The organism is Roseisolibacter agri (assembly GCF_030159095.1).
Lineage (GTDB): Bacteria > Gemmatimonadota > Gemmatimonadetes > Gemmatimonadales > Gemmatimonadaceae > Roseisolibacter > Roseisolibacter agri.
Map to the genome: position 1 here is coordinate 1 of NZ_BRXS01000006.1, position 20,943 is coordinate 20,943.

General features: G+C 71.4%; 17 protein-coding genes and 2 rRNA genes. All 19 read left to right on the forward strand.

What is annotated here, in order from left to right:
* A 23S ribosomal RNA gene (locus rosag_RS18320) occupies positions 1-118 on the forward strand; the annotation flags it as partial.
* A gap of 102 nt (positions 119-220) precedes the next feature.
* A 5S ribosomal RNA gene (gene rrf / locus rosag_RS18325) occupies positions 221-337 on the forward strand.
* A gap of 151 nt (positions 338-488) precedes the next feature.
* Positions 489-1,376, forward strand: a complete 888-nt coding sequence (era, locus tag rosag_RS18330) for a GTPase Era (RefSeq protein WP_284351621.1) — start codon at positions 489-491, stop codon at positions 1,374-1,376.
* The gene (locus tag rosag_RS18335; RefSeq protein WP_284351622.1) at positions 1,373-1,540 is read left to right on the forward strand and encodes a Trm112 family protein; all 168 of its coding nucleotides are present in this window, start codon (positions 1,373-1,375) and stop codon (positions 1,538-1,540) included. The genes era and rosag_RS18335 overlap by 4 nt, the downstream gene beginning before the upstream one ends.
* A gap of 4 nt (positions 1,541-1,544) precedes the next feature.
* Positions 1,545-2,537: a PorV/PorQ family protein gene (locus rosag_RS18340; protein WP_284351623.1), complete on the forward strand. Its 993-nt coding sequence runs from the start codon at positions 1,545-1,547 to the stop codon at positions 2,535-2,537.
* Positions 2,538-2,544: 7 nt separating this feature from the next.
* Positions 2,545-3,414, forward strand: coding sequence for a hypothetical protein (locus tag rosag_RS18345; RefSeq protein ID WP_284351624.1), 870 nt, complete (start codon positions 2,545-2,547; stop codon positions 3,412-3,414).
* Positions 3,415-3,556: 142 nt separating this feature from the next.
* On the forward strand, positions 3,557-4,645 hold the full coding sequence (locus rosag_RS18350; protein ID WP_284351625.1) for a GGDEF domain-containing protein: 1,089 nt from the start codon (positions 3,557-3,559) through the stop codon (positions 4,643-4,645).
* Positions 4,642-5,430 carry a zinc-ribbon domain-containing protein gene (locus tag rosag_RS18355; protein ID WP_284351626.1) on the forward strand — a complete coding sequence of 263 codons (789 nt, stop codon included), beginning with the start codon at positions 4,642-4,644 and terminating at the stop codon, positions 5,428-5,430. Before rosag_RS18350 ends, rosag_RS18355 begins: the two co-directional genes overlap by 4 nt.
* Before the next feature lie 208 nt (positions 5,431-5,638).
* A protein-coding gene (gene prfB, locus rosag_RS18360; protein ID WP_425607520.1) for a peptide chain release factor 2 occupies positions 5,639-6,761 on the forward strand; the annotation gives its coding sequence in 2 pieces (ribosomal slippage) (positions 5,639-5,707 and positions 5,709-6,761; 1,122 coding nt in all).
* A complete protein-coding gene (lysS, locus tag rosag_RS18365; RefSeq protein ID WP_284351628.1) occupies positions 6,758-8,332 on the forward strand; it encodes a lysine--tRNA ligase in 1,575 nt (524 codons plus the stop codon). Before prfB ends, lysS begins: the two co-directional genes overlap by 4 nt.
* A gap of 7 nt (positions 8,333-8,339) precedes the next feature.
* Positions 8,340-9,662 carry an ABC transporter permease gene (locus tag rosag_RS18370; RefSeq protein ID WP_284351629.1) on the forward strand — a complete coding sequence of 441 codons (1,323 nt, stop codon included), beginning with the start codon at positions 8,340-8,342 and terminating at the stop codon, positions 9,660-9,662.
* Positions 9,659-10,408, forward strand: coding sequence for an ABC transporter ATP-binding protein (locus rosag_RS18375; protein WP_284351630.1), 750 nt, complete (start codon positions 9,659-9,661; stop codon positions 10,406-10,408). Before rosag_RS18370 ends, rosag_RS18375 begins: the two co-directional genes overlap by 4 nt.
* A 132-nt stretch (positions 10,409-10,540) precedes the next feature.
* The gene (locus tag rosag_RS18380) at positions 10,541-11,026 is read left to right on the forward strand and encodes a UvrB/UvrC motif-containing protein (RefSeq protein WP_284351631.1); all 486 of its coding nucleotides are present in this window, start codon (positions 10,541-10,543) and stop codon (positions 11,024-11,026) included.
* A 105-nt stretch (positions 11,027-11,131) separates the two neighbouring features.
* Positions 11,132-12,211 carry a protein arginine kinase gene (locus tag rosag_RS18385; protein WP_284351632.1) on the forward strand — a complete coding sequence of 360 codons (1,080 nt, stop codon included), beginning with the start codon at positions 11,132-11,134 and terminating at the stop codon, positions 12,209-12,211.
* 140 nt (positions 12,212-12,351) lie between these two features.
* On the forward strand, positions 12,352-14,886 hold the full coding sequence (locus tag rosag_RS18390; protein WP_284351633.1) for an ATP-dependent Clp protease ATP-binding subunit: 2,535 nt from the start codon (positions 12,352-12,354) through the stop codon (positions 14,884-14,886).
* Between the two features lie 281 nt (positions 14,887-15,167).
* Entirely contained in the window at positions 15,168-17,672 is a 2,505-nt protein-coding gene (bamA, locus tag rosag_RS18395) for an outer membrane protein assembly factor BamA (protein ID WP_284351634.1), read from the forward strand.
* A 73-nt stretch (positions 17,673-17,745) separates the two neighbouring features.
* Complete coding sequence (locus rosag_RS18400; protein ID WP_284351635.1) at positions 17,746-18,381, forward strand: OmpH/Skp family outer membrane protein; 636 nt, start codon at positions 17,746-17,748, stop codon at positions 18,379-18,381.
* A gap of 4 nt (positions 18,382-18,385) precedes the next feature.
* Positions 18,386-19,507 (forward strand): UDP-3-O-(3-hydroxymyristoyl)glucosamine N-acyltransferase, encoded by a 1,122-nt coding sequence (gene lpxD, locus rosag_RS18405; protein WP_284351636.1) that lies wholly within the window; start codon positions 18,386-18,388, stop codon positions 19,505-19,507.
* Complete coding sequence (locus rosag_RS18410; protein WP_284351637.1) at positions 19,504-20,943, forward strand: bifunctional UDP-3-O-[3-hydroxymyristoyl] N-acetylglucosamine deacetylase/3-hydroxyacyl-ACP dehydratase; 1,440 nt, start codon at positions 19,504-19,506, stop codon at positions 20,941-20,943. Before lpxD ends, rosag_RS18410 begins: the two co-directional genes overlap by 4 nt.

Here is a 20,943-nt window from a genome sequence, read left to right on the forward strand (position 1 = left end):
CCGGGGCCTTGAGCCCCCTGAAGGGCCGGAGGAGACCACTCCGTCGATAGGGCGCCCGTGGACGGCCAGCAATGGCTTCCAAGCGTAGCGCTCCTAATCGCCCGTGCGGCTTGACTACTCCCCCATAGGGGTAGACGCTTCGAGAGAAGCCGCAATACGACACGCCACTCTGCGTGTTCAGATTCCGATTCTCATCACTTCCACATCGTTTGCCAGTTTCGCTGGCGACTAGAGCGTCAGGGCCACACCCGTTCCCATCCCGAACACGGTCGTTAAGCCTGACAGCGCCGATGGTACTCCGCTCGAGAGAGCGCGGGAGAGTAGGCCGTCGCCGGCACCTCATTCCGAAGCCCCCGCGTCATCCGTGACGCGGGGGCTTCGTGTTTGCACCCCATCCGACTTTGTTTCGGTCGGCTCGGACGTCGTCGCGCGCCGCGGCGGCCACCGTCCATCCGTTGCACGTCCTCCGCCCCCACGCCCAGCCCCGCATGCCACGCGCCGGGATCGTCACCGTCGTCGGCAAGCCGAACGCCGGGAAGTCCACGCTGCTGAACCGCATCGTCGGCCAGAAGCTCGCCATCACGAGCCCGAAGCCGCAGTCCACGCGCGATCGCGTCGTGGGCATCCGCAGCACGGACGACACGCAGATGGTGGTTCTCGACACGCCCGGCCTGCTGGAGCCGCGCTACGCGCTGCACGCCGCCATGCGCGGCACCGCGATGACCGCGCTGCGCGACGCCGACGTCGTGCTCTACCTGGTCGACGCGACCGAGGGCGAGCCCGCGCCGCTCGAAGACGTCGCGGGCCTGAGTGCCGCGGAGCGGCCGCGCGCACCCGTGCTGCTGGTGTTGAACAAGGTCGACGCCCTGTCCGCCGAGCAGCGCGCGGGGCTCCAGGCCCGCTTTCCGGATGCGGCGCTCGTCTCCGCGCTCGACGGCCACGGCGTCGATGCGCTGCTGGATGCCGCCGCCGCGCGCCTGCCGGAGAGCCCGTTCCTCTATCCCGACGACGAGATCAGCACGCAGACGCTGCGCTTCTTCGCCGCGGAGCTGGTGCGCGAGACCGCGCTCGAGCAGCTGGACGACGAGGTGCCGTACAGCGTGGCCTGCGAGATCGAGGAGTTCCGGGAGAGCCGGTCGCCGGTGTACATTCGGGCGGTCCTGCACGTCGAGCGAGACAGCCAGAAGCGCATCCTGATCGGAGCCAAGGGGGCGCGCATCCGCGAGATCGGCCGCGCCGCGCGCGCCAAGATCGAGTCGCTGCTCGAGACGCAGGTCTACCTCGACCTGTGGGTGAAGGTCCTTCCGAACTGGCGTCGCGACCAGCGCGCCCTGCGCCGGCTCGGATACCACCTGCCGCCGGACTCCGACGCATGAGCCTCGCCCCACAACTGCTGGCCATCCTGGTCTGCCCGAAGTGCAAGGGAGAGCTCGAGTACCGCGAGTCCGAGGCGTCCCTCGTCTGCCGGCACTGCGCGCTTCGCTATCCGGTGCGCGAGGACATCCCGATCATGCTCGTGGATGAGGCCTCGCCGCTCTGAGGTCGTGACGACGCGCGCCCGGCGCGCGCTCGCGCTGCTGACGCTCGCGGGCGCCACACGCGTTGCGGACGCGCAGTCGATCAACGAGGCGGGCGCGCAGTCCCTCGTGCTCCCACTCGGCGCGCGCACCGTCGGCATCGGCGGCGCGGCCGTCGCGGGGCAGTTCGGCACCGAGAGCCAGCTCACGAATCCGGCGGGCCTCGGCTTCGCGACGTCGCGCGAGATCGCGCTCCTGCACGGCCAGGACTTCTTCGCGCGGCGCGACCTGCTGGGCGTCGTGCTGCCGTCGCGCCGTCTGGGGACGTTCGCGGCGTCGGGATACCTGGTGAACCTCGCGGAGACGCCGGCGACCGACGACTTCGGGAACCAGATCGGCACCGCGTACGTGCGCAGCGTCTCGGCCGCCGCGAGCTACGCCAGCACCGTCGCGCACGACTTCTCGTTCGGTCTGACGTACCGCGTGATCCAGATGCGCTACGACTGCAGCGGGACGTGCACCGTGCCGGGAGCCCCCGTGGAGGACGAGCCGGTGCGCGGTACGACCAGCATGGTCGATCTCGGCGCGCAGTACGACTTCCGGAAGCGCGTCCCGATCGCGGTGGGCGCTGCGGTTCGCCATCTCGGGCTGCGGCTGCAGACCAAGGATGCCGATCAGGCGGATCCCCTGCCGACGCAGCTCGCGGTGGGCGCGCGCTACGACGTCACCGCGCTCGCGCGGCGCGTGAAGGATGCACGCCTGCGCGTCTCCGCGGACTTCGTGAACGGCCTTGGCGCAGGCGGCGCGGACCCGGCGGTGCATCTCGGGGCCGAGGGGACGTTCCGCAGCATGATCGCGCTGCGGGGCGGCTGGGTGCAACGCACGGGCGACAGTGGGCCGAGCGTGGGATTCGGCTACCAGGGGAAGCGCCTGGGCTTCGACGTCGCGCGTCAGCTGAGCGGGTTCTCGGTGGAGGTCGGCGACCCGCCGACGTACGTGGCGCTGCGCTACCTGTTCTGATTCCGACATGCGCGCTCGTCGACTCGTACTCGCCGCGAGCATGCTCGTCGCGCTGGCCTCCAGCCGTGCGGCCGCGCAGCGTGCGCAGATGGCCGGACTGGCGCGACCTGCCGCGCCCGCGCACGACGCCGACTCCGCCCGCCATGTTGCATCGCGGGTGCTGGCCGACACGCTGCGTCGCTCCGTGCCCTGGTGGACGCCGGTGGCGTCGGCGGTGCTGCCCGGCTCCGGGCAGGCGGTCATGCGCCAGACGCGCGCGGCGGGATACGCGGCGCTCGAGCTGTACACGTGGCTGCAGTTCGCCGAGTCGCGCCGGGATGCGCGGCGCGCGCGCGGCGAGTACCGGCGCATCGCGCGCGACATCGCGCGGCAGCCGTGCGCCGCCCCGTGTCCGGACGGCGACTGGGACTACTACGAGCGCCTCGAGAATCCCGATTTCGTCGGCAGTGGACGCTTCGACGTCGTGCCGGGCGGCGAGCTCGATCCCGAGACGACGGACAGCACGTACAACGGCTCGGTCTGGACGCGCGCGCGCCAGCTGTACTTCGGCGGCAACGCGTCGCTTCCGACGACGGACCCGGCGTACCAGCGTGCGCTGGCCTACTACCGGCAGCACGCCTACGGCGACGCCTATCTCTGGAGCTGGCGCGACCGCCAGAACCTGCTCGGCGAGTACCGGCTGACGATCAAGCGGCAGAACAGCGCCGACCGGGCAGCCACGAACGCGATGGGCGTGCTGATCGCGAACCGGATGCTGAGCCTCGTCGACGCGTTCGTGACGCTGCGCGTGCGACGCCTCGGGCCGAGCGGGCCGTCGGAGCTCTCCGCAACGGTCCCGTGGGAGCGCCTCCCGGGGCTGGGCCGTCCGCGGCGCTGACCGACCGTGGCGGCGCGCTTCGTACCCTTCCGTTTCCTGGCCGGAGCGCCGATCGTCGTTCATGACCACCGCCCGCGCGGCCGCGCCGGCGGTTGCCGTCGCGCCCATCCCGTCTCCTGACACGACCGCCTCAGTGAGCGCCGTGCCCCATCGACTGCCGCCGGACACGATGCTCGACGACGCGCCGGACGCGTCGTCGGGGGCGCCGTCCGAGCCGCGCGGTGGAGCCGCGATCGAGGGAGCGCGCGTGCGGACGGTCCGGACCGGCCACCTGGTCGTCCTGGCGGTCGCGACGGCCGCGCCTCTGCCGACCGAGGTCGCCCGCTGGATCGGAGCACAGGCGCTCCGTCGCGTGCGCTACACGGCGGCGGACCAGGTGCTCGATGACGCGCTGCGCGTTCGGCCCGAAGCGATCATCGTCGACGGACGGGGCGGGGGCGCCGCGGAGGCGGCCGCCGCGTGCCGGCGTGTGAAGGCCGACTCGTTCACCGGGATCGTACCGGTTGCGGTCGTGGTGGACGACGCGCTCGCCGCGCGGGAGGCGTTCGCGTACGGCGCCGACGAGGTGCTGCGGTCCGATGCGGCCGCGTGGGAGGTCGAGGCGCGTCTGGACGCGCTGCTGCGGCGCGCCGCGCGCGACGTGGGCGTGCACCCGACGACGCGGCTGCCCGGCACGCCGGAGATCGAGGCCGAGCTGGGGCGCCGACTCGGGGCGGAGGAACGCTTCGCCGCGTGCTACGCCGACCTCGATCACTTCAAGGAGTTCAACGACCGGTACGGCTACAACGAGGGCGACCGCGTGATCCGCATGGTCGCGCGCATCCTCCACGACGCCGTCAAGGGCGTATCGGGCGAGGCGGGCTTCGTGGGCCACATCGGCGGCGACGACTTCCTGTTCATCGTGCCGCTGGACGACGTCGCGCCGGTCTGCGACATCATCGTCGAGACGTTCGAGCTGCTGACGCCCTACCAGTACTCGGAGGCGGACCGCCGCGCCGGGTACTACTTCGGGAAGGACCGCCGCGGTCAGCTGCACCGCGTGCCCCTGATGTCGCTCTCGATCGGCATCGCCACCAACGAGCGCCGCCGCTACACCGAGGCGACGCAGATCAGCCGTCTGGCTTCGGAGATGAAGACCTACGCCAAGGCGCAGCCCGGGTCGCTGTACGCCGTCGATCGACGGACGGACGCGCAGGCCGAGGGCGGCCCACGTTCTGGAGACGAGGGATGAACGTCACCTGCCCGGAGTGCCGGTCGATCTTCCGCGTGGACCCGGCGAAGGTGCCGGCCGGCGGCGTCCGCGCGCGCTGCTCCGTCTGCGGCGGCATCTTCCCGGTGGCGCCCGAGGCGCGGCCGCGCGCCGTCCACGCCGCCGCGGAGGTCGACCGTCGCCGCACGCCGCAGATGCCCGCGCCGGCGATCCCGACCCCCGCCGCGGCCATGCCGAGCGTTTCCGCGCCGAGCGCGCCCGAGCGCCCGGTGCCGCGGCACGAGCCGCCGGCCAACCCGCTGCCCGAACCGGCGAAGGACGCCTCGATCTGGGGCTCCCCGGCGGCGGTGCCCGCACAGCGGTTCACCGCGCCCGCGGCCCCGGAGTTCGGCGCGCCGAGCGCCCCCGCGATGCCGACGCCGCCCGCGATGCCGGCCGTGGCGGCCGCCGCACCTGCACCTGCACCTGCACCTGCACCCGCGCCGGAGCCGCCCCCGACGCCCGCGCCGGCTGCCGCTCCCGCGGAGGCGCCCACGCGCCGGCCGGTGAATCCGTACCTGTCGAACGACCCGAACCAGAAGGCGCGCCGCCTGGCGCGCGCGCTCGTGTCGGATCTGATCGCCTACCACCCGCAGAAGCGCGAGGAAGGGCTGCGCGCCGGGACGCTCAAGCAGCTGTTCCGCGACGAGATCCGGAAGAGCTGGGAGGAGTACGTGGAGCAGGTGGGCGCGCCGCTGGCGGAGTCGACGCCGCACTTCCAGGATGCGCTGAACGACCTGCTCGCCGGCGGGCGCAAGGTGTTCTAGGACGCACGGGGCGGCCGCGTCGCGCCCGCACGCGCGCGCCGGCCGGTCCTGCTATAATTCGGACACCTGGCGACCGGTCCACCGGGCCGCCCTCCGCGGGAGGGCGGCCCGGTGGCACACGTGGCGCCGGTGTGCGTGCGCTCCCGGCGGTCCGACCGATCGGACCCGGACGCCACGCCCCTTCACGAACCCCAGAGGATCGCCCGCGATGGACATGGAGCGCGTGCGGCAGCTCGACAGGCAGACCGAACGGGTCGCCGAGCTGCGGAGGTATCTTTGACGTCGACGGCAAGCGGGACCAGCTGGAGCAGCACGAAGCGCGGATGAGCGAGCCGGGCTTCTGGGACAACCAGGAGCGCGCGCAGGACATCGTGCAGCAGGTGAAGACGCTGCGCAGCTGGCTGGAGCCGTTCGACACGCTGGCGGCGCGCGTGGACGGCGCGCGCGAGATGCGCGAGCTGCTGGAGGTGGAGCCGGACCCGGACATGGAGTCCGAGGTCGAGCGCGAGATCGACGCGGCCGAGGACGAGCTCCGCTCGTTCGAGCTGAAGTCGCTGCTCCAGGGTCCCGACGACCACCGGGACGCGCAGGTCGAGATCAGCGCCGGCGCCGGCGGCACGGAGGCGCAGGACTGGGCGCAGATGCTGATGCGCATGTACACGCGCTGGGCCGAGCGCCGTGGCTTCGAGATCGAGATCCTCGACCTGTCCGAGGGCGAGGAGGCCGGCATCAAGGGCGCCGTGCTGGAGATCAAGGGCCAGTACGCGTTCGGCTTCCTGCGCGCGGAGACGGGCGTGCACCGTCTCGTGCGCATCTCGCCGTTCGACGCGCAGGCGCGGCGTCACACGAGCTTCGCCTCGGTGTTCGTGTATCCGGTGGTGGACACGGACATCAACATCGAGGTGCGCGACGAGGACATCGTGATGGAGGTCTTCCGCGCGAGCGGCGCCGGCGGCCAGCACGTCAACAAGACGTCGTCCGCGGTGCGCCTGCGCCACACGCCATCGGGCGTGGTGGTGTCGTCCCAGCAGGAGCGGTCGCAGTTCAAGAACCGCGCGACCGCGATGAAGATGCTGAAGAACAAGCTGTACAACATCGAGCTGGAGAAGCAGCTCGCCGCGAAGGCCGCGATCGACGCCACCAAGAGCGACGTCAGCTTCGGGAGCCAGATCCGCAGCTACGTGTTCCAGCCCTACACGATGGTGAACGACCACCGCACCGAGCTGAAGATCCCCGACGTCCAGAAGGTGATGGACGGCGCGATCGACCCGTTCATCGAAGCGTACCTGAAGGAGCACGGGGCCGGCGGCTCGTCGGGGAGGGCGGCGTGAGCGAGACCGAGCGACCGGCGGGCGACGCCGAGGAGCTGAACTTCGTCCTGCGCGCGCGGCGGGAGAAGCTCGCCGCGCTCGAGGCGCGCGGCATCGAGCCGTTCGCCTACAGCTACGACCGTACGCACGAGACGACGCAGGCGATCGCCGCATTCACCGCGATCGAGGAAGACGCGCGCGCGGTCGGCGCCGACCAGCCGAACGACGTGCCGCCGCCCGAGCCGGAAGGCCCGGTCGTGCGCCTCGCCGGGCGTCTCGTGTCGTGGCGCTCGCAGGGGAAGACCGCGTTCGCGCATCTCGCGGATGCCGCGGGTCGCCTGCAGTGCTACTTCCGCAAGGACGTCCTGGGCGACGAGCAGTTCGACGTGCTGAAGTCGCTGGTCGACATCGGCGACGTCGTGGGCATCGAGGGGCCGTGCTTCCGTACGCGCGCGGGCGAGGTGACGGTGCGCGCGGAGAAGGTGCAGCTGCTCGCCAAGTCGCTGCGTCCGCTGCCGTTCGGCAAGGAGCAGGTCGTCGATGGGCAGACGGTCCGCTACTCGGGCTTCAGCGATCCCGAGCAGCGCTACCGCCAGCGCTACGCGGACCTCGCGGTGCATCCGGAGATCCGCCAGAAGTTCGTCGCGCGCACCCGGATGATCTCGGCCGTCCGCGGCTACCTGGACGGGCTGGGCTACCTGGAGGTCGAGACGCCCGTCCTGCAGCCGCTGTACGGCGGTGCGGCGGCGCGGCCGTTCACGACGCACCACAACGCGCTCGACATGCCGCTCTACCTGCGCATCGCCGACGAGCTGTATCTCAAGCGGCTGATCGTGGGCGGCTTCGACCGCGTGTACGAGATCGGGCACGACTTCCGGAACGAGGGGATCGACCGGACACACAACCCCGAGTTCACGATGCTCGAGTTCTACGAGGCGTACGCCGACTACACGGTCATGATGGACCGGGTCGAGCGGCTCCTCGTGACCGTGGCGGACGCGATCCGCGCCGTGCCCGGCATGGCGACGCACGTGCCCGCGCTCACGCCGCCGTTCCCGCGCATCGAGTGGGTGGGGTCGCTGAACCGCGGCTTCGGCGGCGACGTGATGAGCATGGACGACGCGGCGCTGCGGAACGCGGCCGAGCGGGTCGGGGTTGAAAAGGTCGGCACGCTGAGCCGCCCGAAGGTGCTCGACGAGATGTTCCAGGCGCTGGTGGAGCGGAAGATCGACACGCCGACCTTCGTCATCGACTACCCGGTCGAGCTGTCGCCGCTGGCGAAGCCGAAGCGCGGCGCGCCGGGGCTGACGGAGCGCTTCGAGCTGTTCGCCAAGGGGCGCGAGCTGGCCAACGCGTTCAGCGAGCTGAACGACCCGATCGACCAGCGCCGCCGGTTCGAGGCGCAGGCCCGCCTGAAGGCGGCCGGCGACGAGGAGGCGGTCGAGGTGGACGAGGACTACCTGCGCGCGATGGAGTACGGCATGCCGCCGACGGGCGGCGTGGGCATCGGCATGGACCGGCTCTTCATGTACCTCACCGACACGGCGCACATCCGCGACGCGATCCTCTTCCCGCTCATGCGCCCGGAGTGACCTGGCCATGACCACCGTGACCGCGCCGCGCCCGCGCGTGCGGACGCCGGCGGTGCCGGCGCCGGCGCGGTCGCTGGCGCGCCTGGAGCTGGCGATCGCGTGGCGCTACCTGCGCAGCCGCCGCGGCTCGAGCCTGCTCTCGCTCATCAGCATGATCGCCATGGGCGGCGTGATGGTGGGCGTGAGCGCGCTGATCCTGATCATGGGCGTGATGAACGGGCTGCAGCGCGACCTGCGCGACAAGATCCTCGTCGGCAGCCCCGACATCCGCGTGCTCACGTTCGGCGAGGGGCTGAAGATGGACGGCTGGCGCGACGCGCTGGCGAAGGTCAAGGCGAACCGGAACGTCGTCGCCGTCGCGCCGGTGGTGCTGACGCAGGGGCTGATCCGGAAGCGGGGGAGCGCCGGCTTCGACGCCGGCGCGCAGATCGCGGGCATCGAGCCCGAGGGTCCGGGCGTGCCCGACGTGACGTCGATCCGCCAGCACGCGATCATGGGCAACTTCCGCTTCATCACCGGCGACGGCGAGAAGCGCGGCGCGGTGCTCGGCAAGCGGCTGGCGGAGAGCCTGAACGTCTGGCCCGGCGACTCGATCACGATCGTCACGAGCGCGCAGGGCGCGACCAACCCGCTCACCGGCGAGCCGACGCCCATCTTCGAGAACTTCCAGGTCACGGGCGTCGTGGAGACCGGGATGTTCGAGTACGACAACGCCTACCTGTTCGTCGCGCTGCCCCACGCGCAGCGCATGGCGGGACTGGGCGATGCGGTGACCGGGCTCGAGGTGCGCACGCGAGACCGCTGGCACGCGAGCGAGGTCGCGCGCGAGCTGTTCGACACGCTCAAGTTCCCGTACCGCACGGTGGACTGGCAGGAGCAGAACAGCTCCCTCTTCCAGGCGCTCAAGCTGGAGAAGCTCGGCATGGGCGTGATCCTGCTGCTGATCGTGCTGGTGGCGGCGTTCAACATCGTCAGCACGCTCACGATGGTCGTCACGGACAAGACGCGCGAGATCGGCATCCTGAAGGCGATGGGGCTGCCCGCGCGCAGCGTGCGGCGGATCTTCTTCCTGCAGGGCCTCGTGATCGGCCTCGTGGGGACGGTCGGCGGGATGCTGCTCGGACTCGGCGCGTCGATCGCGCTCGGGCACTACAAGTTCATCAAGCTCGATCCCGCGGTGTACTTCATCGATCACCTGCCCGTGTCGACCGAGCCGCTGGACGTGCTGATCACGGTGGGCGCGAGCGTGCTCGTGGCGGCGCTGGCGACGCTCTATCCGGCCAACCAGGCGGCGAAGCTGTATCCGCTCGAAGCCATCCGTCACGAATGAGCGGCGCGCTGCCCCTGGACGACGCGCTGCGGAGCGGCGAGGGCGACGCCCCCGTGCTCGAGGCGCGCGACGTGACGAAGGAGTACCGCGGCGGCGACGGCGCGGTGCTGCGCATCCTCGACGGCGTATCGCTATCGGTGCGGCGTGGAGAGATGGTGGCGATCGTCGGCGCGAGCGGGGCGGGCAAGAGCACGCTGCTGCACGTGCTGGGCGCGCTGGAGCGCCCGACGCGCGGTGACGTGTGGCTGGCCGGCCGCTCGATCGCGGGGCGCGACGACGAGACGCTGGCGGCGCTGCGCAACCACGCGGTGGGCTTCGTCTTCCAGTTCCACCACCTCCTGCGCGAGTTCAGCGCGCTGGAGAACGTGATGATGCCGCTGCGCATCGCCGGCCACACGCCGCAGGAGGCGGAGGGGCGCGCGGCGGACCTGCTGGAGCGCGTGGGGCTCGGCGGCCGGCTGCACCACCGACCGGCGGCGCTCTCGGGCGGCGAGCAGCAGCGCGCCGCGGTCGCGCGCGCGCTGGCGGCGGATCCGGCGGTCCTGCTGGCCGACGAGCCGTCAGGCAACCTGGATCACGCCAACGCCGAGCGGCTGCACGACCTGTTCGCGGCGCTCGCGCGCGACATGGAGCTCGGGATGGTCGTCGTCACCCACAACCGGTCGCTCGCGCAGCGCGCCGACCGCGCGCTGCTGCTGGAGGATGCCCGGCTGGTGGACGCCGACATGCGGGAGGGCGTCGCATGAGCGCCCGCCGCGCGGCGGCGCCGCTCGCCGACGGGGCCGGCGCGCCCCGGATGGCGCCGTCCGCCCGGGCGTGCCAACTTCCGGGTGCGGGTCGGCGCGCGGCCAGCGCGCGCCGTGTCGGGCGAGGTGACGATGCTCTGTGAGAATTGCAAGGAACGGGACGCGGTCGTGAACCTCACGCAGGTGAAGAGCGGCGCGGTGACGCAGCTGCACCTGTGCGAGAAGTGCGCGGCCGAGCAGGGGGTGGAGACGAGCGTGGCGTCGCCGCACAGCCAGATCGGCGACTTCCTCCAGGCCGTGCAGCAGCAGTCGCTGACGGTGCCGGGAGACCAGAGCTCGTGTCACTTCTGCGGCGCGACGACGCGCGACTTCCGCTCGTCGGGGCGCCTGGGCTGCGCGCGCTGCTACGGCGCGTTCGAGCGCAGCCTGCGCGAGCTGCTGCGGCGCCTGCACGGCAACTCGCGGCACACGGGCCGCCGCTACGAGCCGCCGGCGCCCGAGCTGCTGGAGCAGGCGAGCCTCGTGGGACAGCTGAAGGACCGCCTCCGCCGCGCGGTGGAGGCGGAGCAGTTCGAGCTCGCGGCCGAGCTGCGAGACCGGCTGCGCACGTACGAGTGACGCGCGTGGTGGTGCACGTGTCGCGCGCCTGCCCGAACGGGCGACTCCCGATCGGCGCGGCACGCGGTGACGTTGCGTGGTGGGCGCACTGAACCCGAGATGACGTTGGACCTCTCCCTGCTGCCGGATGGCGGCGTCGGATGGCTGGACGCCTCCGGCGATCACGCCGACATCGTGCTCTCGACGCGCATCCGCCTGGCGCGGAACGTCGAGGGGTACGCGTTCACGCCGCGCGCGCGCGACGGCGAGCGGCTGCGCGTGCTGTCGCAGATCCGTGAGGCAGCGCAGCACCTGCGCCCGTTGCAGGCGGGGATGCTGCTGCGCGTGGACGAGCTGCCGACGCTGGACCGGCAGCTACTGCACGAGCGGCACCTCGTGAGCAAGGAGCTGGCGGGGTTCGACGGACCGGCCGGCGTGCGCACCGGCGCCGCCGTGCTGCTCGGCGACGACGTGAGCCTGATGGTCAACGAGGAGGACCATCTGCGGCTGCAGGCGCTGCGCTCCGGGTTCGAGCTGCCGGCGGCGTGGCGCGCGGTGGAGCAGCTGGATCAGGACCTTGGCGGCCGCGTGCCGTACGCGTTCCACGGAGAGTTCGGCTTCCTGACCGCGTGCCCGACGAACACGGGGACGGGGATGCGCGCCAGCGTCCTGATCCATTTGCCGGGGCTGGTGCTCACGAAGGAGATCCAGAAGGTGCTCGCCGGCCTGCAGCAGATCGGCCTCACGTACCGCGGCCTCTATGGCGAGGGGAGTGAGGTGGTGGGCAACTTCTTCCAGATCTCGAACCAGACGACGCTCGGTCGCTCCGAGGAGGAGCTGATCGACCACCTGGCGCAGGTGGTACGGCGTGTGATAGAGAAGGAGGAGGAGGCGCGCCGCGTCCTCCTGCGCGATGCGGGGACCACGGTGGAGGACAAGCTGTGGCGGGCCTACGGCACGCTGCGGTACGCACGGAGCCTGACGTTCGAGGAGGCGATGAACTACCTCAGCGGCGTGCGGCTCGCGGTGGGACTGAAACTGATCAGTGGCCTCAGTGTATACACTCTCAACAAGCTCCTGATCTTCTGCCAGCCGGCACATCTCGCCTATCTGGAAGGGCGGGCGCTGACGGAGTCCGAAGTCCACGTGGCTCGTGCACGCTACGTGCGACAGGCGCTCAGCAGCGAGGCGGGGACGGCGGGGTGACCGTGCCCCGCCGGCGGCGCATCCGTGATGTCTCCGTGAGATGCGGCCGGCCAGGCGTGTGACGACGCGAGGGTCGCGATAGTCCGCAAGGATGACCGGGAGACCCACCCGGGCGGTCCCACCCGGATACGAGGGGAACCATGAACGGCTACAACTTCACCGAGCGTGTGCGGAAGGTCCTCGCGATGGCCCGCGAGGAGGCCGCGCGCCTCCACCACGAGTACGTGGGGACGGAGCACATCCTGCTCGGCCTCATCCGAGAGGGTGAGGGCGTCGCCGCGGCCGTCCTCCAGAACCTGAACGTCGACCTCGACGAGATCCAGCAGAAGATCGAGGAGACGGTCAAGAAGGGGAAGGCGGCGCAGGCTACCGGTCCGGACCTCCCCTATACCTCGCGCGCGAAGAAGGTCCTCGAGCTGGCGATGGCCGAGGCGCGCGAGCTGAATCACAGCTACGTCGGCACCGAGCACCTCCTCCTCGGCCTCCTGCGGGAGGAGAAGGGGATCGCCGCGCAGGTGCTGACCGACACGGGCGTGAACCTCGAGGCGGCGCGGGCGGAGACGCTGCGCCTCCTCGGCAACGAGTCCCCGCAGGCCAACGCCGGCGGCACCGCCGACAAGGGCGGCAGCGGCTCGACGCCCTCGACGCCGACGCCCAAGGGCGAGAAGAAGTCCAAGACGCCGGCGCTCGACCACTTCTGCCGCGACCTCACGGCGCTCGCCGCCGAGGGGCAGCTGGATCCGACCATCGGGCGCGCGAAGGAGATCGAGCGCGTGATGGAGATCCTGACGCGCCGCAAGAAGAACAACCCGGTGCTCATCGGCGAGCCGGGCGTCGGCAAGACGGCCATCGTCGAGGGGCTCGCGCAGCTCATCGCCACGGGCGAGTGCCCGGACTCGCTGCGCGACCACCGCGTGCTGTCGCTCGACATGGCGGCGGTGATCGCGGGGACGAAGTACCGCGGCCAGTTCGAGGAGCGCCTGAAGGCGGTCATGAACGAGATCGCCCAGAACAAGAACATCATCCTGTTCATCGACGAGCTGCACACGCTCGTCGGCGCGGGCGCGGCCGAAGGCGCGATCGACGCGAGCAACATGCTGAAGCCCGCGCTCGCGCGCGGCGAGCTGCAGTGCGTCGGCGCGTCCACGCTCAACGAGTACCGCAAGTACATCGAGAAGGACGGCGCGCTCGAGCGCCGCTTCCAGACCGTCGTGGTGGATCCGCCCTCGATCGACGAGACGGTGCAGATCCTCCAGGGCCTGCGGAAGAAGTACGAGGACCACCACCGCGTCACGATTCCCGACACGACGCTCTTCTCGGCGGCCAAGCTCTCGGAGCGCTACATCACCGACCGCTTCCTGCCGGACAAGGCGATCGACGTGATCGACGAGGCGGGGGCGCGCGCACGCCTGGCCAGCCAGGCGCCGCCGCCGGAGGTGGCCGCGCTCAAGGAGGACCTGGACAAGGTCAACGCGGAGAAGGAAGCCGCGGTCCGCGACCAGAACTTCGAGAAGGCGGCGAGCCTGCGCGACCGGGAGCGCGAGCTCCAGGCCGACATCCGCAAGCAGCAGGAGGAGTGGGAGCAGCGGCGCCAGTCGCACCGCCCGGTCCTCGGCGAGGAGGAGATCGCCTTCATCGTCAGCCGCTGGACGGGGATCCCCGTCACGCGCCTGCAGGAGGCGGAGACGGCGCGGCTCCTCAACATGGAAGAGGAGATGCACAAGACGGTCATCGGGCAGGACGAGGCCATCAAGGCCATCGCCCGCTCGATCCGCCGCAGCCGCGCGGGCCTGAAGGATCCGAAGCGCCCGATCGGCACGTTCATCTTCTCGGGCCCCACGGGCGTCGGCAAGACGGAGCTGGCGCGCTCGCTGGCGAAGTTCCTGTTCGCCGACGAATCCGCGCTGATCCGCGTCGACATGAGCGAGTACATGGAGAAGTTCTCCGTGTCGCGGCTCATCGGTGCGCCCCCGGGCTACGTGGGCTACGAGGACTCGGGCACGCTCACCAAGGCCGTGCGGCGCAAGCCGTACAGCGTGGTGCTGCTCGACGAGATCGAGAAGGCGCACCCGGACGTCTTCAACATCCTGCTGCAGGTGCTCGACGAGGGTCACCTCACGGACAACTACGGCCGGGTGATCGACTTCAAGAACACCGTGGTGATCATGACGTCGAACGTCGGCGCCAAGGACATCACGCGCGGCAAGTCGCTCGGCTTCACGCAGGGCGATGCGTCGGTCCGCAACTTCGAGCGGATCCAGGAGAAGGTGAAGGAGGAGATGGGGCGCGTGTTCAACCCCGAGTTCCTCAACCGCCTGGACGATGTCATCGTCTTCCACCCGCTCAGCAAGCCGCAGATCGGCCAGATCGTCTCGGTGCTGCTGCGCGACGTGCAGAAGCGGCTCGGCGAGGAGGAGATGAAGCTCACCCTCACCGACGCGGCCACGGAGTTCCTGGTCGGGAAGGGCTACGACGAGAACTTCGGCGCCCGTCCGCTGAAGCGGGCGATCCAGCGCTACATCGAGGATCCGCTCTCGGAGAAGATCCTCCTGGGCGAGTTCTCGAAGGGCGACGAGATCGAGGTGGACGTCCACGCGTCCGAGAAGGACCGCCTCGAGTTCCGGACGCTCACGAGCACGACGAAGTCCTCGGATCCGTCGGACCTGCGGACCTGAGCCGCGCCCGACGCCCGACCCGCGCCCCCGCGACCGATCCCTGGTCGCGGGGGCGCGGTGCATTCGGGGCCTCAGCTGGCGAATCGGCGCGCGAAAGCGACAACCCCGTCCGGTGGCGTGGGTGTCTCATGCGGGGTCCCCTGGACGGAGCGCCGCGCGGCGCCGCGCCAACGCGCCAGAGCCGCCGCGCCCGGAGCGGCCGCCGAGGCACGGCCGAGGCGGGCGCGGAACTCCTTTCCGGGCGTGGACCTACGCCTTCGCCGTCTGTGTATATTCCGCCCATGCGATTTCCGCTCTTCCGGATCCCGGCCGCCAAGGGAGCCGGCGCCCTGGCTTTGTGCCTCGGCGCCGTGTTCGCCGTGCGTGCCCTCCCGGCGCAGGTTCCGTCGACGTCGGCGCCCGCCGCGCGGTGTGCCACGCCCGACTCCATCGCCGTGCGCGGACTGTCGCGCGTCACGCTCAGCTCCGCGCTGGGCGACCTCGGGCTGACGCCGGGCAGCACGCTCGCCAGCCCGCAGGTCCAGGGCGCGATCCGCCGCCTGTACGGCACCGGGCAGTTCGACGACGTCCGCGCCGGCTGCGAGCTGGCCGCCGACGGCGCGAAGGCGACTCTGGTCTTCACCGTGCGCGAGCGGCCGCTGCTCGCCGACGTCGCGGTGACCGGCACCAAGGCGCAGTCCGAGGGGACGATCTCGGGGAAGGTGGACCTGCTGGTCGGCCAGCCGCTCGACCCGGCGAAGGTCGCGCGCGCGATGCAGCGCATCGACTCCGTCTACCAGAGCAAGGGCTTCTACCTCGCGCGCATCAAGCCCGAGTCGACGTTCACGAACGACGGCCGCGTGCGGCTGCTCTTCCGCATCGACGAGGGGCGCCGGCTCGCCATCTCGGGCGTGCGCGTGAACGGCAACACCGCGCTCTCCGACAAGACGATCGTCGGCGCCATGAAGACGAGCCCCGAGGGCTTCTTCTGGTGGAAGGACGGCGAGTTCGACGAGGAGGCGTACCAGGGCGACCTGTCCGAGCGCCTGCCCGCGCTCTACGCGTCGCGCGGCTACGTCGACTTCCAGCTGCTGAAGGACACCGTCATCGTCGACCGGCAGCGCGGCAAGGCGTACGTCGACCTCACGGTGCGCGAGGGGCCGCAGTACCGGATCGGCACCTTCGAGATCATCGACAACCGCCGCTTCTCGACCGAGGAGCTGGAGCGCTACTACCCGTTCACCGGCGCCGGCCCGACGCTGACCGAGCGCGTCGTGGGCCTCACGCGCGGCCGCCTGCGCGGGCCGGACAACGACGTGTTCGACCAGGCGCGCTGGGACGCGGCGACGGAGCGCGTGCAGACGGCCTACCGGAACGAGGGCTACATCTACGCCCGCATCAATCCGGTCGTCGAGCGCACCAAGACGGGGCCCGACTCGGTGCCGACGGTGAACCTCCGCTGGCAGATCGAGGAGCGGAACCCGGCGATCATCAACCGCATCGACATCGCGGGCAACGACTACACGACCGAGGAGTGCATCCGGCGCCAGCTGGTGCTCGTCCCGGGTGACGTCTTCAACCAGGACCGCCTGCTGCGCTCGTGGCAGAGCATCGGCAACCTGGGCTTCTTCGACACGCCGCTGCCGTTCCCGGACACGCATCCGTCCAACGAGCAGGGCGACCTGGACGTGACGTTCCGCGTGAAGGAGAAGCGCACCGGCTCGTTCAACTTCGGCGCGTCGATGGGCGGCGCGGGCGTCGGCGTCGGCGGCTTCATCGGCGTCGACCAGCCGAACCTGTTCGGCCTCTGCAAGCGCGGCTCGCTCAACTGGAACTTCGGGCGCTTCTTCAACGACTTCCAGCTGAGCTACAGCGACCCGGCGATCCGCAAGTCGCGCGTGTCCGGCACGGTGAGCGCGTACCGCCGCCAGAGCCGCTTCTACGTGCAGGGCTTCGGGCAGAACATCACGACGGGCTCCACGCTCCGCGTCGGCCTCCCGGTCCCCGGCTCGTACTTCTCGACGCTCGGCGTCTCGTACACGGCCGACGCGATCACGCTGCGCGACGTCGACCCGTCGATCTTCGGCATCGGCACCTGTACCAGCAACTGCTTCCGGTCGAACCTCGGCCTCGACCTGACGCACGACACGCGCATCGGGCTGCCGTTCGCGAGCGCCGGCGGGATGCAGACGCTGACGGCCGACTTCAGCGGCGGGCCCCTCGGCGGCACGACGGCGTTCCAGCGCTACACGGGCGACTTCCGCTCGTACGTGACGGTCGGGCAGTTCGGCGGCAAGGCGCCGGGCTCGCAGCCCAAGCAGTTCGTGCTCGGCCTGACGGGCAAGGCGGGCGCGCTGTTCGGCTCTCCAGGCGCGTTCTTCCTGCAGCAGGGCTTCGCGCTCGGCGGCGTGCAGTACGGCCAGCCGCTGCGCGGCTATCCCGAGTTCTCGATCACGCCGCGCGGCTTCGACCCCGACGCCGAGCAGTTCAACGCGACGTCCGGCCGCCAGGCGTTCGGCAACGCGTACCTGACGATGACCGCGGAGCTGGGCCTGCGCGTCAGCCAGCAGCTGTACGCGAACATCTTCTACGACGCGGGCAACAACTTCGCGCGCGCGAAGGAGTTCAATCCCACGCGCCTGTTCCGCGGCGCGGGCATCGGCGCCAGCGTCGTGACGCCGCTTGGACCGCTGGGCCTCGACTGGGCCTACGGCTTCGACCGCCTCTCGCGCGATCCGATCACGGGCCGGCTGCGCCCCGATCCCAAATGGCAGCTGCACTTCCGTCTCGGCCAGATGATGTTCTGAGCGCGATCGCGCTCGCATCTGTGCCGTCGGCGTCCACGTCCTCTTCTCCCTCGTAGGCAGGAGTCCTCCCCGAATGCGTTCCTCCCTTCGCGCGGCCGTCGCCGCGCTCTCGCTCGGTCTGACCTTCGCCGCGGCGCCCGCCGCCGCGCAGGGCGCGCTCAAGGTCGGCTACGTCGACGTCGCCTCCGTGATGGACCAGGTCCCGGGCCGCGCCGAGGCGCAGGCGTCGTTTGAGCGCGAGGCGCAGGGCATCCGCGCGGAGCTGCAGCGCATGAGCGACTCGCTGCAGACCGCCGTGCAGGCGTACCAGAAGGAGCAGCCGACGCTGACGGCCGCCGTGCGCCAGACGCGCGAGAAGGCGCTGCAGGACCGCCAGCAGTCGTACCAGCAGCGCGCGCAGGCGCTGCAGGAGCGTGGAGCGCAGCGCGAGCAGGAGCTGGCCGGCCAGTTCGAGACGCTGGTGCGCGACGCGATCAACGACGTCCGCACGACCGAGGGCTTCTCGATGATCTTCGCGTTCGGCCCGAACTCGGCGCTGCTGTCGGCCGACAAGTCGATGGACGTGACGGACAAGGTGCTCGCGCGCATGCGCACGATCGCGTCGTCGCGCCCGGCCGCTCCGGCGGCGCGTCCGGCGGCGACGCCGACGTCGGGCCCGGTCGCCGCGCCGGCCGGCGCCGCGCGCCCGAAGACGCCGCCCGCGAACTGAGCTCGTGACGGCAGACCCGGCGCGGGCCGCGGCTCCGGCCGGAGCGGCCCGCGACGCGACGCGCGGCGGTGGTGAGGGGACCTCCCTCACCGCCGCCGCGGTCGCGCATCTGGTGGGCGGCACGGTGCGCGCCGGCGACGACGGCAGCGCCGTCGTGCGCCGCATGGCGCCCCTCGACCGCGCGGGCGCCGAGGACCTCTCGTTCTACGCGCGCGCGAAGTACGCGGCGGTGTTCGCCGCGTCGCGCGCCGGCGTGGTGCTCGTCCCGCCCGACCTCGCCGACGCCGAGGGTGCGCCGGGCGCGGTGCGCGTAATCGTCGAGCGGCCGCACGAAGCGATGCTCCGCGTGCTGCCCGTGCTCTACCGGCCGGCGCCGCGCGAGCCCGGCATCCACCCGACGGCCATCGTCGGCCGCGGCGTGACGCTCGGCGCCGACGTGACGGTCGGCCCGTACGCGATCCTGGGCGACGGCGCGACGCTGCACGACCGCGCCTGGGTCGAGGCCCACGTCGTGCTGGGGGCGGGGAGCGTCGTCGGCGCGGACAGCCACGTCCATCCGCACGCGACGCTCTACCCGAACACGGTGCTCGGCCAGCGGGTGGCGATCCACTCGGGTGTGCGGCTCGGCAGCGACGGCTTCGGCTACGTCTTCGCCGACGGGCAGCACCGGAAGATCCCGCACGTGGGCCGCTGCGTGGTGGAGGACGACGTGGAGATCGGCGCCAACACGACCATCGACCGCGGCAGCATCGGCGACACCGTCATCGGCGCCGGGAGTCGCATCGACAACCTGGTCCACCTGGGGCACAACGTGCGGCTCGGCCGCCTGTGCCTGGTGATGGCGCAGGTCGGCGTCTCCGGCTCGACGACCATCGAGGACGGCGTGATCATCGCCGGCCAGGCGGGCATCCAGGGGCACGTCACGATCGGCAAGGGCGCACGCATCGGCGGCCAGGCGGGCATCCTCGGCGACGTGCCGGCCGGCGCGACGTACAGCGGCTATCCGGGCCGCCCGCACAAGGAGTCGCTGCGCGCGTCCGCGGCGCTCTTCAAGCTTGCCGGGATGACGCGCGCGCTCGAGCGGCTGCTGGCGCGCGAGCCGCGCGAGCAGGAGTCCACGTCGTGACCGCCGTCCTCCCGCCCGGCATCACCGCGGACGAGATCGCGCGCGAGGCCGCGCGCGTCGCGGCGCTGCCGGAGACCGGCGGACGCCGCACGATCGCGCGTGCCGCCACTGTCTCGGGCGTCGGCCTGCACCTGGGCGCCGAGTGCCGGCTGACGTTCCAGCCGGGCGCCGCGGGGCAGGGGATCGTCTTCCGCCGCGTCGATCGTCCGGGCGCGCCCGAGATCCCCGTGCACGTGTCGCAGGCGGTCGCGAGCGAGCGCCGCACGGTCATCGGGCATGACGAGGACGCGCTGCACACGGTGGAGCACGTCCTGGCGGCGGTCGCCGGGCTGCGGATCGACGACCTCGTGATCGAGATGGACGCGGCCGAGCCGCCCATCGCCGACGGCAGCGCGGGGCCGTTCCTGCAGGCGCTGCTCGATGCGGGCGTGGTGTCGGGCGACGCGCCCGCGCCGGCGCCGCTGCGCATCACGGAGCCCGTGCGCGTGATCGACGGCGAGAGCGTCTACGAGGCGTATCCGGCGGACGCGCTCTCGCTGGAGGTCTCCATCGACTTCCCGCACCCGTTGATCGGCCCGCAGGCCGGCCGCTACGTTGTGACGCCCTCGGCGTTCGCCGCGGAGCTGGCCTGGGCACGCACCTTCGGCTTCCTCCGCGAGGTCGAGGCGCTGCGCGCGAAGGGCCTGATCCAGGGCGCGTCGACGTCCAACGCCGTCGTGCTCGACGAGCACGGGCTGTTCGAGAGCACGCTGCGCTGGCCCGACGAGTTCGTGCGCCACAAGGCGATGGACTGCGTGGGCGACCTCGCGCTCGCGGGCACGCGGGTGCAGGCCCGCATCGTCGCCTACAAGCCGAGCCACCGCGGCACGGTCACGCTCGTCCGCGAGCTGCTGCGTCAGGCCGTGCCCGCGGACGCGCCCACCGGCGCCGACGCGGCCGCGGCACCCGCCGTTTCCCCTTCCACCGCGCGGCCCGCTCGTGCCGCCTCCGAGGAGCGTCGATCTCCCGTGCTCGGCATCGAAGACATCATGAAGGTGCTCCCGCACCGCTACCCGTTCCTCCTCGTCGACCGCATCCTCGAGATCGACGAGAAGCACGTGGTGGGGCTGAAGAACGTCACGATCAACGAGCCGTTCTTCCAGGGCCACTTTCCAGGGCATCCGATCATGCCCGGCGTCCTGATCGTCGAGGCGATGGCGCAGACCGGGGGCATGCTGCTGCTCGGCAACGTGCCGGAGCCGTCGCAGAAGGTCGTCTACTTCATGTCGCTGGACAACGTGAAGTTCCGGCGGCCGGTGAAGCCGGGCGACTCGCTGCGCTTCGAGCTCGAGATCGTCCAGATCCGCGGCATGGTGTGCAAGATGCGCGGCGTCGCGAAGGTGGACGGCGAGGTCGTGTGCGAGGCGGACATGGCCGCGATGGTCCGCGATCGATGA

Coding starts and splice junctions, on each gene's coding strand:
- era (WP_284351621.1), top strand. CDS start 489: ATGCCACGCGCCGGGATCGTCACCGTCGTCGGCAAGCCGAACGCCGGG.
- rosag_RS18335 (WP_284351622.1), top strand. CDS start 1,373: ATGAGCCTCGCCCCACAACTGCTGGCCATCCTGGTCTGCCCGAAGTGC.
- rosag_RS18345 (WP_284351624.1), top strand. CDS start 2,545: ATGCGCGCTCGTCGACTCGTACTCGCCGCGAGCATGCTCGTCGCGCTG.
- rosag_RS18355 (WP_284351626.1), top strand. CDS start 4,642: ATGAACGTCACCTGCCCGGAGTGCCGGTCGATCTTCCGCGTGGACCCG.
- rosag_RS18370 (WP_284351629.1), top strand. CDS start 8,340: ATGACCACCGTGACCGCGCCGCGCCCGCGCGTGCGGACGCCGGCGGTG.
- rosag_RS18375 (WP_284351630.1), top strand. CDS start 9,659: ATGAGCGGCGCGCTGCCCCTGGACGACGCGCTGCGGAGCGGCGAGGGC.
- rosag_RS18380 (WP_284351631.1), top strand. CDS start 10,541: ATGCTCTGTGAGAATTGCAAGGAACGGGACGCGGTCGTGAACCTCACG.
- rosag_RS18390 (WP_284351633.1), top strand. CDS start 12,352: ATGAACGGCTACAACTTCACCGAGCGTGTGCGGAAGGTCCTCGCGATG.
- bamA (WP_284351634.1), top strand. CDS start 15,168: ATGCGATTTCCGCTCTTCCGGATCCCGGCCGCCAAGGGAGCCGGCGCC.
- rosag_RS18400 (WP_284351635.1), top strand. CDS start 17,746: ATGCGTTCCTCCCTTCGCGCGGCCGTCGCCGCGCTCTCGCTCGGTCTG.